At 69.5% G+C, this 13,325-nt stretch carries 9 protein-coding genes and 1 pseudogene; 4 read left to right on the top strand and 6 right to left on the bottom strand.

Annotation, left to right across the window (positions count from 1 at the left end; all coding sequences use genetic code 11):
- The 3 genes and pseudogenes from GWK61_RS12990 to GWK61_RS12980 all read left to right on the top strand — a co-directional run.
- A pseudogene (locus GWK61_RS12990) lies at positions 1-489 on the top strand (hypothetical protein); the annotation flags it as partial.
- 139 nt (positions 490-628) lie between these two features.
- Positions 629-3,043: a DUF8508 domain-containing protein gene (locus tag GWK61_RS12985; protein ID WP_194908598.1), complete on the top strand. Its 2,415-nt coding sequence runs from the start codon at positions 629-631 to the stop codon at positions 3,041-3,043.
- Between the two features lie 365 nt (positions 3,044-3,408).
- Positions 3,409-7,308 (top strand): glycoside hydrolase family 3 C-terminal domain-containing protein, encoded by a 3,900-nt coding sequence (locus tag GWK61_RS12980; protein WP_228562222.1) that lies wholly within the window; start codon positions 3,409-3,411, stop codon positions 7,306-7,308.
- A gap of 144 nt (positions 7,309-7,452) precedes the next feature.
- On the opposite strand, the gene GWK61_RS12975 is transcribed toward GWK61_RS12980, so the two are convergent.
- Complete coding sequence (locus GWK61_RS12975) at positions 7,453-7,893, bottom strand: STAS domain-containing protein (protein WP_194908596.1); 441 nt, start codon at positions 7,891-7,893, stop codon at positions 7,453-7,455.
- Between the two features lie 193 nt (positions 7,894-8,086).
- On the opposite strand from GWK61_RS12975, the gene GWK61_RS12970 reads away from it, so the two are divergent.
- Positions 8,087-8,419, top strand: coding sequence for an RNA polymerase-binding protein RbpA (locus GWK61_RS12970; protein WP_194908595.1), 333 nt, complete (start codon positions 8,087-8,089; stop codon positions 8,417-8,419).
- Positions 8,420-8,537: 118 nt separating this feature from the next.
- On the opposite strand, the gene GWK61_RS12965 is transcribed toward GWK61_RS12970, so the two are convergent.
- From GWK61_RS12965 to GWK61_RS12945, 5 genes are all read right to left on the bottom strand, one after another.
- The gene (locus GWK61_RS12965; protein ID WP_194908594.1) at positions 8,538-8,741 is read right to left on the bottom strand and encodes a cold-shock protein; all 204 of its coding nucleotides are present in this window, start codon (positions 8,739-8,741) and stop codon (positions 8,538-8,540) included.
- A gap of 258 nt (positions 8,742-8,999) precedes the next feature.
- Entirely contained in the window at positions 9,000-10,175 is a 1,176-nt protein-coding gene (locus GWK61_RS12960; protein WP_194908593.1) for a N(5)-(carboxyethyl)ornithine synthase, read from the bottom strand.
- Positions 10,168-11,184, bottom strand: a complete 1,017-nt coding sequence (locus GWK61_RS12955) for a glycosyltransferase (protein ID WP_194908592.1) — start codon at positions 11,182-11,184, stop codon at positions 10,168-10,170. Before GWK61_RS12955 ends, GWK61_RS12960 begins: the two co-directional genes overlap by 8 nt.
- On the bottom strand, positions 11,181-12,347 hold the full coding sequence (locus GWK61_RS12950) for a glycosyltransferase (RefSeq protein WP_194908591.1): 1,167 nt from the start codon (positions 12,345-12,347) through the stop codon (positions 11,181-11,183). Before GWK61_RS12950 ends, GWK61_RS12955 begins: the two co-directional genes overlap by 4 nt.
- A 383-nt stretch (positions 12,348-12,730) precedes the next feature.
- A complete protein-coding gene (locus GWK61_RS12945; protein ID WP_194908590.1) occupies positions 12,731-13,171 on the bottom strand; it encodes a DUF5994 family protein in 441 nt (146 codons plus the stop codon).
- Positions 13,172-13,325 lie beyond the last annotated feature (154 nt).

The following is a 13,325-nucleotide window of genomic DNA, read 5'->3' as shown; positions in this document are numbered from 1 at the left end:
CCACCGCCGACCGACGCGGTCCCCGAACCCCCGACACCGCGCCCCTCGCGCCGGAAACGGTGGCTCGCGACCGGCCTCGGCGCGGTCGTCGTCCTCGGCGGCGGCGGATACGGATTCCTGGCGTCGCTCAACCACATGGGCGCCACGGTCCAGCGCTACCTCCACACCGTGGGCACCGGCGACTTCGCAGGGGCCTGCGACATCCTGACCGACTCCGGCAAGGCGAAGCTCATCGCCGAACAGCAGGCCGCCACGTGCGAGGCGGCCGCCGAGCGGTGGCGGTCGTCGCTGAGCCCGTCCCAGGTCGACTGGCTCGTCCACGGCCAGATCTGGGTCAACGGCTACGCGGCGGAGGACTCCCGCAAGGAGATCAAGCTCTTCGGCAATCCGCTGGGGATCAACGACTGGGCGATATACAAGCACGCCGGCCACGAATGGATCTCCGACTGGGGCCCGGGCGCGCAGCAGATACCGCCTGCGACCAGCTGAGAACAGACGCCACGCGCAGTGGCGAACCCCCCTGTCGGGCAACCCCCTATCAGTACTTGTTGTCCTTGTCCCGGACGCTCACGGTTCGCGAAGATGCCGAACACTGTGTGCCGATTGAGACCCCTGATGAGGAGAACCTGTGTCAAGGACTCGTGTACTGGCCGCGGCCGCGATCTCGGCCAGCACCGTCGCCGCGCTGCTCGCACTACCCGCAGCGCAAGCGACGGTGTCGAACGACGTCGTCGTGAACGAGGTCTACGGCGGTGGCGGCAACTCCGGCGCCACGCTGAAGAACGACTTCATCGAGCTGCGGAACGACGGCACCGCGCCGGTCTCGCTGGCCTCGTGGTCGGTGCAGTACATATCGGCCGCGCCCGGTGCCGCCACGACGTGGCAGGTCACCAACCTGAGCGGCAGCATCGCCCCCGGTAAGACCTACCTGGTCGCCGAGGCCGCGGGGACCGGCGGCACCGCCGACCTGCCGACGCCGGACGCCACCGGCGCGATCAACCTCAGCGGCACCTCCGGGACGGTGGCGCTGGTCACCTCGCAGACCTCCCTCACCTGCAAGACCGCCGCCGACTGCGCCGCCGACACCAGCATCAAGGACCTGGTCGGCTACGGCACCGCGGTCGTCCACGAGGGCTCCGCCGACGCCCCGGCCGCGTCCAACACCACCTCGGTGGCGCGCGACGCCGCCGGCACGGACACCGACCAGAACGGCGCCGACTTCACCGCCGGCGCCCCGACGCCGACCCCCGGCGGCACCGGCGGCACCGGCGGCGGCACCCCGGAGCCCGGTCCGCTGCGCATCCACGACATCCAGGGCGCCGGCTGGGTCTCGCCGGTCAACGGCCAGAGCGTGACCAACGTGCCGGGCATCGTGACGGCGCTGCGCACCAGCGGCTCGAAGGGCTTCTGGATCCAGGACCCGAGCCCGGACGCCAACCCCGCGACCAGCGAGGCGCTGTTCGTCTACACCGGCTCCGCCCCGACCGTCGCGGTCGGCGACTCCGTGCTGGTCTCCGGCAAGGCGCAGTCCTACTACCCGCTGTCCTCCGGCGACACCGTCGCCAGCACCTCGAACCTGTCGGTCACCGAGATCGGCACCGCGACCGTCACCAAGGTCAGCAGCGGCAACGCGCTCCCGGCCCCGATCGTGCTGTCGGCGGCGAACGTCCCCGCGACCTACGCCCCGAACCTGGGCGGCGCGAACATCGAGAGCACCCCGGTCGTCCCGACCCGCTCGGTGCTCGACTTCTACCGCTCGATCCAGGGCATGCGGGTCGAGGTGGACGACGCGCGCGTGGTCGGCCCGTCCGACAAGTACGGCGAGCAGTACGTGACCGTGAAGCCGACCGAGGCCGCCACCTACCGCGGCGGCTCGGAACTCCTCGGCGAGAACCAGTACCCCTCCGGCCGCCTGGAGGTCGTCGCCACCGACGGCAGCAACCCGCACGTGAACGTCGGCGACGTCCTCACCGGCGCCACCGTCGGCCCGCTGGACTACTCGCAGTACGGCGGCTTCCTCGTCGCGGCCGCGACGCTGGGCACCGTGCAGAACAACCACCTGGCCCCGGTCGTCGCCGCCGCGGACCCGGCCAAGGAACTGTCGGTGGCCACGTACAACGTGGAGAACCTGGCCCCGTCGGACCCGGACGCCAAGTTCCAGCGCCTCGGCGCCGGCATCGTCACCAACCTCGCCGCCCCGGACGTGGTCTCGGTCGAGGAGGTCCAGGACAACAGCGGCGCCACCGACGACGGCACCGTCGCCGCCGACCAGACCCTGACCAAGCTGACCGCGGCGATCGTGGCGGCCGGCGGCCCGCAGTACGCCTGGCGCGAGATCGACCCGGCCAACGACCAGGACGGCGGCCAGCCCGGCGGCAACATCCGCACCGTGTTCCTGTACAACCCGGCCCGCGTGAAGTTCGTCGACGCCGGTCCCGCCACCGTGAACCGCACGACTACCGGCACCCAGGTGGCAAGCAGGCACGGCGACCCGGCCCTGACCCTGTCCCCGGGCCGCATCGACCCCGCCAACCCGGTCTGGACCTCCAGCCGCAAGCCGCTGGTCGGCGAGTTCGAGTTCCGCGGCAAGGACGTCTTCGTCATCGCCAACCACTTCGTCGCCAAGCTCGGCGACCAGAACCAGGACGGCCGCTTCCAGTACCCGGCCCAGTCCTCGGCCGTCCAGCGCGCCGGCCAGGCCCAGGTCGAGCACGACTTCGTGCAGAAGCTGCTGGACGTCGACAAGAGGGCCGACGTGGTCGTCCTCGGCGACCTGAACGACTACCAGTTCAGCCCGGCGCTGAGCGCCCTGCGCACCGGCACCTCCGACGGCAGCGGTCAGTCGATCCTGACCGACCTGATCAGCACCCTGCCGACGAACGAGCAGTACACGTACGTGTACGACGGCGTCTCCGAGGTGCTCGACCACATCCTGGTGAGCCGGGGGATCAAGGATCTGAGCTACCAGGTGGTGCACGTCAACGCCGAGTTCTCCGACCAGGCCAGCGACCACGACCCGCAGGTGGTGCGGTTCAAGGTCTGAGCCGACGCCGGGGGTGAGGCGGGCCGCCGCCCGCCTCACCGAGATGTCGAGATCGCCCGGAACCGGTAACGGATCCGGTTCCGGGATCGGTTCCGGAACCGGTTCTTCATTGACAGTGGTTAACCCGCGCGCAATATTCAAGCCGAACGAGGGCGCCCTCCCTGATTACGTCGCACGGATAACGCACCAGCCGATGGCTGCTGCCATCTGTGGGATCTTCCGGGACTGAAGGGACAGCAATGAGGCTCCTCACACCCGCGCGCTGGTCCACGCCCGCACGCGGTCGACCACGGTCGTCCAGGCCACGGCCGGTTTTCCGTACCCTGCTGGCGGCAGGCGCGTTGTTCGCCGCGTCGCTGGCGGGTTTGCCCAGCGAGGCGCATGCCGCTGCCGGGACGCCGTTCGGTGGGACGGCGGCGGCTTTGCCGGGTCTGGTCGAAGCTGCGAACTATGACACCGGCGGGCAAGGTGTCGCCTACAACACCGCCGCCGGAAACGGCACCGCCAACAGCTACCGCGCCGACGGCATCGATTTGGAGACCACCGCCGACACAGTGGGCACCAGCCCGGCCGGTGGTGCTTATGACGTTGGCTGGACGACGCCGGGGCAGTGGTTCAACTACACGGTCAACGTCGCCACGGCCGGTACCTACAGCGTCGCCTTCCGGCTGTCCTCGCCGTATGGGCTCACTGACGCGTTGCACATTGCCGACTCCTCCGGCGCGAACCTCACCGGCTCCGTCGCCGTCCCCAACACCGGCGGTTATGAGACCTGGACCACCGTCACCGCCAGCCTGGTTCTGCCGGCCGGTACCCAGACGCTGACGGTGAAGCAGGACTCGAACGGTTTCAACTTCCACAACATGTCATTCACTCTCACCTCCAGTGGTGGCGGTGGCGGCGGTGGCGACAAGCCGTTCGGCGGAACGCCCGCGCCGGTGCCCGGCACCGTTCAGGTCGCCAACTACGACACCGGCGGCCAGGGCGTCGCCTACAACACCGCGGCTGGCAATGGCACTGCCAACAGCTACCGCACTGACGGCATCGACCTGGAGAACACCGCCGACACCCAGGACACCAGTCCAACCGGCGGCGCCTACGACATGGGCTGGACCACCGCCGGACAGTGGTTCAACTACACGGTTCAGGTGGCCACCAGCGGCATCTACACCGTCAGCTTCCGGGTGTCCGCGCCGGCGGCGGTCGGCGACGCGCTGCACATCGCTGACTCCTCCGGTGCCAATCTGAGCGGCGCGGTCGCCGTTCCCGCCACCGGCGGGTATCAGACCTGGACGACGGTCACCGCGAGCGTCACGTTGGCGGCCGGCGCTCAGACGCTGACCGTGAAGCAGGACGCGGGCGGCTGGAACCTGCACTTCCTGTCCTTCGCCCAGGGCTCGAACGGCGGCGGCGGAGGCGGTGGTCCGACGCAGTACTGCGGCTACCAGGACCTCGCCCTCGGCCAGCCGACCACGGCCTCCTCGACGTACTCCGCCACCGGCAACCTCGCCGCCGCAGCCACCGACGGCGACCCCGGTACCCGCTGGGAGAGCGCGTACAGCGACCCGCAGTGGCTGGAAGTCGACCTCGGTGCCCCGACCTCGATCTGCGCCGCCGCGCTGTCCTGGGAGGCCGCCTACGCCTCGGCGTTCCAGATCCAGGTGTCGACCGACAACGCGAACTGGAACACGGTCTACTCCACGACCACCGCGACCGGCGGGAGCGAGTCGTTCACATTCTCGGCGACCGCCCGCTACATCCGGGTGAACGCGACGAAGCGCGCGACACAGTGGGGCGACTCGATCTTGGAGTTCGACGTCTACGGTCTGACCTACGTGCCCCCGCTCTCCGGCGGTAACGGCAACGGCGGCAACGGCGTCTGCCCCTGGGTCAACTCCACCGCGCCGGTCGCGCAGCGGGTCCAGCAGATCCTGAACACGATGAACCAGTCCGAGGAGTTCACGCTGCTCTCCGGCGACGGCGGCTCGTCGTACATCGGCCAGGTCGCCGGCATCCCCAACCTGTGCATCGCGCCGATGAACATGCAGGACGGCCCGACCGGTGTCGGCGACGGGACCGGCGGGGTCACCGCCTATCCCGACGGCGAGTCCGCGGCGGCCACCTTCGACCCGGCGCTGATCCAGCAGGAGGGCACCGCGATGGGTGCCGAGTTCGCGGGCAAGGGCGTCAACGTCTCGCTCGGCCCGACAACGAACATGGTGCGCGACCCACGCTGGGGCCGGACGTATGAGACGTACGGCGAGGACCCGTTCCTGGCCGGGCAGATCACCTCGGCGCAGGTGAAGGGCTTGCAGAGCCAGGGCGTTCAGGCCATGGTGAAGCACGTCGCGGCCTACGACCAGGAGACGTACCCGAACGGCGGCAACAACGAGACCGTGAGCAACCAGGCGTTGCAGGAGCTGTACCTGGCTCCGTTCGAGTCGACCATCGCGCAGTCCGCGCCGGCCTCGTTCATGTGCTCCTACGCGGTCGTCAACGGCAGCGCGTCGTGTCAGAACTCGTACATGCAGATCAAGGGTCTCGACAACGCGGCGAACTACGGCGGCTACATCACCTCCGACTGGGGCGGCGACTACAACAACGTCGCCTCCGAGGTCGGCGGCATGGACATCGGGATGCCGTTCCCCGGCTCGATCCCGACCGACCTGGCCAACGCCATCAAGGCTGGGACGCTGAGCCAGTACGCGGTGAACGCGGCCGTCAGCAGGATCCTGACCCAGGCGTTCGCCTTCGGGCTGTTCGACAACCCGGCCAGCGGCTCCCTGTCCAACACGGTCACCTCCGCAGCGCACCAGCAGACCGCGCTGCAACTCGGTGAAGAGGGCACGGTCCTGTTGAAGAACAACGGGATCCTGCCGCTGAACCCGAATCCGAGCACTGCGAAAAGCATCGCCGTGATCGGCACCGACGGCGGCGCCGGCGTCGAGATCGCCGGCGGCGGCAGCGGGACCGTGACGAGCGCGAACACGATCTGGCCGATCACCGGGATCCAGAACGCGGTCGGGCCGAACGTGAAGGTCACGTACACGCAGGGCAACGACAACGGGACGACGAACATCCCGCAAGCCGTGGCCGCGGCACAGGCGGCGACGGACGCGATCATCTACGTCAACGCGCCCGAGGGCGAGGAGAGCGACCTGAAGACGCTCAACTTGTCCGCTACGGACGAGACGATGATCAACGATGTCGCTGCGGCGAACCCGAACACCATCGTGGTGATCAACAGCGGCTCGCCGGTGGTCATGCCATGGCTGAACAACGTGGCCGGCGTCTTCGAGAACTGGTACGGCGGCGGCGAGACCGGCGCGGCTGTCGCGGCGCTGATCTTCGGCCAGGCGAACCCGTCTGGGAAGTTGCCGGTGACGTTCCCGTCGTCGTTGTCGCAGGTTCCGGCGCAGACCACGGCGCAGTGGCCGGGGACGCCGACCGGGCCGATCTACAGCGAGGGTGTGAACATCGGGTATCGCTGGTACCAGTCGCAGAACATCACCCCGGCGTTCCCGTTCGGGTTCGGCCTGTCGTACACCAGGTTTGCCTTCTCCAACTTGGCGGTCGGCGGGTTCAACGCCAACGGCCAGGCCACCGTGACCGCGACGGTCACCAACACCGGATCTGTGGCAGGGGCTGAGGTGGCGCAGCTGTATGTCGGCGATCCGGCAGCCAGTCAGGACCCGCCGAACCAGCTGGCCGGGTTCCAGCGCGTCATGCTCAATCCGGGGCAGAGCGCGCAGGTCAGCTTCCCGCTGACGGTCCACAACCTGGCCTCCTGGTCCGGTACGGACAACCAGTGGGAGGCGCAGGCCGGGACGTATGCCATCCGGGTCGGGGACGCGTCGAACAACCTGCCGCTGACCGGCTCCACCTCGCTGGCCAACACACTGACCGGCCAGGTCGCCGCAGGCGCCTCCTACGCGGGGGTGTCGACGGCGAACACCGCGGTCAGCGCCAACGTGACACCGAACTCCGGCGTCCCGGGCGCCGAAACAGTCGGCGTGGTCAACCCCTTCGGCTACAGCAGCCCGAAGGGCGCGGGAGTGTCCTTCGCCATGCAGGCCGTGGACTCGAACAGCGCGCAGACACTCGGCTACACGGCAACCGGACTGCCCCCGGGCATCTCCATCAGCAACAACGGCACCATCTCCGGTAGCGGAACCACGCTGGGGACCTACACCGTGACCGTGACGGCCAAGGACAGCGTGGGCGTCTCCGGCACCGCGACGTTCGTTTGGTCGGTGGTGCAGTGAGTTAGTGCGGTCCTGAAATAGGTGAGGGCCTTCCGGCTCGGTGGCGACCAGACTCGCAGGCCGACAGCCGGAGGGCCCTCACGCTCCCCTGAGGCCGCTCTCGACTTCTTGCAGGGTCAGGTTGGCCGCTTAGAACAAGTCAGACTACGGCCGGGACCCAGCGTGGCGACTCGGGGCCACATCGTTGAACGCGTCGGCGGCGCTGGCGTAACAGCGCAACATCGGCGCCAGGCCCGTGATGCGCAGCACCTTGTGGAACGTCGCCCCGGCCCCGCAGAGCCGCAGCCAGCCGTCGCCCTTCTGTGCCAGGCGGTGGATGTGCAGGAGCGTGTTCAGGCCCGTGCAGTCGCAGAAGGACACGTGCTCCAGGTCGGCGGCCATGCGCTGGTCGGCGGAGCCGCGCAGTACCTCGGTGCAGGCCGCCTTCAGCATCGGCGTGGTGGCCAGGTCGAGGTAGCCGGTCAGCTCGACGACGGGGCCCTTCGGCGTGTCCTGGATGGTGATGCGCAGGCTGTCCGGCGGCGTGCTCGGGAGCATGGGGAAGTCACGTGCCTGCGGGTGCTGCGGTAGGACGGATGTGCTCAACACTGCTCCTGGAGGTTCTGCGGCGGCCGCGGGATCCGGCGGCCCGGCGGCTCGTCGCGGGCTCGGCATGCCGATGCGATCACGATCGACTCGATTCCTGACCAGCGGTGCCGTGGGGGCGTACTGTTCGTCTCAGCGGAACGGCTCGCTCAGCTGAGCTCAGAGCCGGCCGCGGCTAAGGAGGCTCCAAACCATGGGACGCAGCGGAATTCGCGGGAGCAGAATCGGGGCAGGGCCCAGAGGCGAGAGCGAACGAGGGCCGTTGGCGACGCGAGTGGCGGTGACCTTCTGGTGCGCGATCGGCCATTCCACGAGCCCGGTCTTCGCCGCGACCGCCGATGTCCCCACGACCTGGGACTGCAACGCCTGCGACCGTCCTGCCGGCCTGGACCCCGACAACCCCCCGGCGCTGGCGCCGACCGGTCCGTTCAAGTCCCATCTGGCCTACGTCCGCGACCGGCGCAGTCCCGCCGACGCCGATGCCATCCTGGCCGAGGCGCTCACGAAGCTCCGCGCGGCCGCCTGACAAGCCCGACCCGCCTGACACGCCCGACGCGCCCAACACGAAGTGCGGCCCGGTACCTGATTCAGGTACCGGGCCGCACTCAGGAATCATCCGGAATGCCGGGCGTCCTGCTCCGCGATTACGCCGGAACGATGTTCGCGGCCTGCGGGCCCTTCTGGCCCTGCGTGACCTCGAAGCTCACGCGCTGGCCTTCCTGCAGCTCGCGGTAGCCCTCGGCGGCGATGTTCGAGAAGTGGGCGAAGACGTCCGGGCCGCCGCCGTCCTGCTCGATGAAGCCGAAGCCCTTTTCCGCGTTGAACCACTTCACGGTACCGGTAGTCATACTTTTTCCTCCTTGTGTGGGGAACGAAGGGATTTCCGCACCGCGCGGAGTCCCGGCCGCCGAAATGTCCCCAACCGGAGGTCCTCCGGTAAAACAAAAGACGCCTGAGCCGCAAAGCATCAGGCGCGCACTAAGTTCATGGGTACCACTACTGCAACAAGATCACTGTAGCACAGATCCGGGCGCGAAAACGCCGAAGCAGAAACCCGCGCGGATCCGTTCGCCAAAAACTCGCGCCGAAACCGTCAAAAGGCATCGTCAAACGGCGTGCGCCAGATGCGGGAACTCTTCCGACCGGTGCTGGAACGCCAGAATGGCCGGATTCTGGATCCTGCCGTCCCGGATCTCGATCGCCCGCAGAATGGTCTCGTCGGCGTCCCAGGCGTCGGGTCCGTCGAGCACCGTACGCAAGAACGGAATCACCGCCTCGCTGTTCTCCCAGGTCGCGGAGTTCCACAAATAGGACGGGCTGTGGTCGACGCCGTAATAGTGCACGCCGTCCCCGATGGTGAACATCGGCTCGGTGAACGTCGTCGGGCGCGCCCAGCTGAAGCCCATGCCCTCGTCGCAGGACACGTCGATGACCAGGGTCCCGGGGGTCAGCGTCGGGAGGTCCTCGTCGATCAGGAAGGTCAGCGGCGCGGCGGTGTCCTGCAGGACGCAGTTCACGATGATGTCGTGGCCGGCCAGGAACTCCGCGAGCGGCTGGCGTCCGCTCTCGGTGAGCGCGTGGCTGCGGCGCGGGTCGTCGGTGTCGTCGGCGTCGTCGTGGTCGAACTGGACGATGCGCGCCGAGTGGATCGGCGAGGCGACCGCGGTGACGCCGCGGCCGGTGAGGACGTCGACATCGTGGACCCCGAGCGCGTTCAGCGCCGTCACCGCGCCGCGCGCCGTCGCGCCGAAGCCGATCACGACCGCGCGCAGCCGCCGGCCGTAGTCCCCGGTCGAGCCCCGCAGCTGCATCGCGTGCAGCACCGAGGAGTACCCGGCCATCTCGTTGTTCTTGTGGAACACGTGCAGGTTGAACGAGCCGTCGCCGCCCCAGTGGTTCATCGCCTCGAACGCGATCAGCGTCAGCCGCCGGTCGATGGCCGTCTGCGTCAGCTTCGTGTCCTGCACGCAGTGCGGCCAGCCCCACAGGATCTGGCCTTCGCGCAGCTCTGAGACATCTTCGAGCAGCGGCTTGGCCAGCAGTATGACGTCGCACGAAGCCACGAGCTCGGCCCGCGGCCGGATCGCGGCGACGAACGGGGCCAGCTGGCTGTCCGGGACGCCGAAGTGCTCGCCGTAGCCCTGCTCCAAGTGGATGCGGGCCCGCAGGTCGGCGTCGATGCGCTCGAAGTGCGCGGGATGGATGGGCAGCCGGTGCTCGTTCTCCTTGCGGGAGTGCGCGACGATGCCGAGTTCGAGGTTACGCGATTCGAGGTTACGCAAAATGCCCCTTCGATGGTTTTCGACCCTGTTGGAAAGTGGAGATCAGCGCGAGCGTCGATTCCGCGCCCTGGTTCTCGTTGCGCCCGTCGCGCTCCAGGCCGTCGCAGCAGCCGCCGGTGGCCTCGTCGGCGAGCGGGACGCCCGAGTCGTTCATCCCCAGGAACCAGGCCATCGCCGAGGCCAGGCCCGCCTCCCAGCGGTCGGCGCCGGTGACGGCCAGGGCCCGGGCGCAGGCGTCGGCCAGCGCGGCGGCCTCGATCGGCTGCTGGTCGAAGCCGGGGCCGGTCCAGCCCCGGCCGTGGCCGCCGGCCGGGGTCAGGGACAGGTGTCCGTCGCGCGTCTGCTCCTCCAGCAGCCAGCCCAGCAGGGTCAGGCCGTCGGTGAGCAGGCGCTCGTCGTCCAGCAGGTGGCCGGCGGCGATCAGGACCTCGGCGGGGGCGGCGTTCGCGTAGCTGAGCCACGGCTCGGGCCAGGGCCACGCGGGATCGGGCCGTGGTGCTCCGATGAGTTCGGCGGCGTCGGCGAGCAGGTCCCGCGCGATCGCGTGCGCTGGATCGGTGGCCAGGATCTCCGCCGCGCCCAGCGCTGCGAACGTGTTACTGCGCGACCAGGGCGAGCGCAGGACCGCGCTGCTGTCGAACATCTCCAGCGCCGCGCTGCGGATCCACGGCGCCGGGCCACGGACCGCGGCGGTGCCCAGACCCCACAGCGCACGTCCCCACCAGTCGCCCACGCCGGGTTCGTCGTGCCAGAGCCGGTCGAGGCCGAGCCGGTTGTGGAAGGCACCGTCAGGGTCCTGAGCGTGGGCGACGAAGGCCAGGTAGGTCTCGGCGAGGGCGATCAGATCGGCGTCCGGTTCCGGTTCGCGGCAGATGACGAGCAGGCCGCGGGCGACGTCGTCGAGACAGTATCCGTGCTCCCGGCGCGGCACGGCGCCACGGGCGTGCTCGAACAGGCCGGTGTCGTCGCTGAGCCGGCGCAGGTGGGCGAACGAGATCTCGGGTTTCATGCCGCGGCCGTGACCGAGGCCTCGAGCAACGACTCGGCCAGGGCACGGTAGGCGTCCGCGACGGACGACCAGGCCAGATCCGGGGCGAGGCGGGCACAGGCCTGCGTCATGGACTCGGCCAGGGCCGGCTGGGTCAGCACCTTGCGCAGCGCCTCGGTCATGGCCGGGACATCGCGGTGCGGTACCAGCAGCCCGGCGCCGTCGGCGAGCAGTTCCTCAGCGTGCGGGAAGCGGGTCGCGACGATCGGCCGGCCGGCGGCGACCGCCTCGATGAGCACGCCGGAGGTCGCCTGCTCGGTGGAGTCGTAGGGCAGGAGGACGGCGTCGGCGCTGCGCACGAGATCCATCAGGACTTCGGGGTTGCGGAATTCGGGATCGAATTCGACATCGGCTGAGACGCCGAGCTCTTCGGCGCGGGTCCGCAGAGAGTCGCGGTAGGCCTCGCCTTCGCGTGCCAGAACCTTGGGATGCGTCTGCCCGGCGATCACGTAGCGCGGCGCCGGATCCAGGTCGCCGAGCCCGGCGAAGGCCTCGATCGCCCACTCGATGCCCTTGCCCGGACCGAGCAGGCCCCAGCTGAGGATGACCGGGCGGCGCGGCGGGGCGACCGGCGCCGGCGGGGCGAACGGGTTGTGGGACGCGAGCGGCGACATGCGCCGGCTGCTGTAGGCGCCGTGCGGGATGACCGAGATCTTGGCGGCGTCGACGAGGTAGCCCTCGCGCAGCCGGTCGGCGGCGGTCCGGGACATCACCACGACCGCCGCGGCGGCGTCGGCGACCCGCTCCAGGACCTGGCGCTGGTGCGCGGTCGGCGCGGCCAGGACGGTGTGCAGGACCACGATCACCGGTTTGGTCGTCTCCGCCAGGACCCGCAGCACGTCCTCGCCGTCCCGGCCGCCGTAGATCCCGTATTCGTGCTGGACGACGGCGACATCGCAGCGGTTCAGCACCGCCGCGGCCGTGGCCGGACCGGTTGGCGAGCCGTTGACCAGCTGCGCGACCACATCGGGGTAGACGGCCGGCTGGACGGCGTCGACGACCCGGACCACACCGGCCTTGTCGCCGGAGTCCTGGCCGGTCAGGTGACGCAGCAGGGCCGCGCTGAACGTCGCCAGGCCGCACCGGGTGGGCGGGTAGGTGCTCAGAAAGCCGAAGCTGGTCATGGCGGAGCCCTCACTTCGTCGATCGGCCGGAAGGCGGGCAGGCGGTATCGCGGCTGCTCGCGGAAAAAGCAATTCCAAGCGGACGCGCTATGTCTGGGCGACCACGACCCTGACCGGTGACCAAGACGCGGAGCAGGTGGCTGCGCTGTGCCGGTGGGCTGCACCGTCACTGGACGACGGTGTCACTGTCGACAGTACCAGCCGGTTCGCTTGTGGGGAGCCGGCGCGCGATGCTTCCCGGGCTGTGACGGGGCTGTACCGGGGCCTTATAAGAGCCCGGATTCAGCTGCCGGGGCGAGCACCGGCCGCGCTGTCACGGCCGGACTGTCATGGCTTCGCTGACATGGCTTCGCTGACATGGCCGCGGCGTCATGGCCGCGCCGTCACGGCAGGAGTTCGGCGGCGGTCGCGTTGTTGTCGCGCCCGGCGGCCCCGGCCATGGCGGTCCGCGCCGTTCCGAGGCCGGTCTCCGGCGGGACGACCAAGAGGAGGAAGTGGTTCTGGAAGCCCAGGCTGAGGCTGATGGTCCGATCGCTGCCCGGGAACCAGCTGATCCTGATCACCTGGCCGTCGACGGTGACGCTGCGCGGGACGTCGTCCCAGGCGTCGGCGTCGAGTCCCACTCGCACGATCCGGCCCAGATGCGCGGTCAGCGCCGTGATCAGGTCCGGCAGCTCGGCCATGACGTCGTTCGAGCGCGGCCACCAGGCGCCGTCGAACGCCCCGGTCTGCGACAGGGTCGGTTCCAGGACCAGCCGCGGCAGCAGCGGGGCACCGGAGGCGTCGCCTCGGAGAGGTGGAGCGATGATCGTGGGAAGCGTCACGGAAGGCCGCCGATCCGGTCCGCGAGCGGACCTCTCCTCACCCAGGGGCGACACCAGCGCGGATGTTAGTGCGAAAACGCTTCCTCGGATGGCCCCCATCATACTCCTGCTTTGAAGAAAAGGCGTATTCCGGACATATCTTCCACCAATCCGA

This window comes from Catenulispora rubra (genome assembly GCF_015356825.1).
Classification (GTDB): domain Bacteria; phylum Actinomycetota; class Actinomycetes; order Streptomycetales; family Catenulisporaceae; genus Catenulispora; species Catenulispora rubra.
This window is presented reverse-complemented; position numbering and strand designations above follow the sequence as displayed.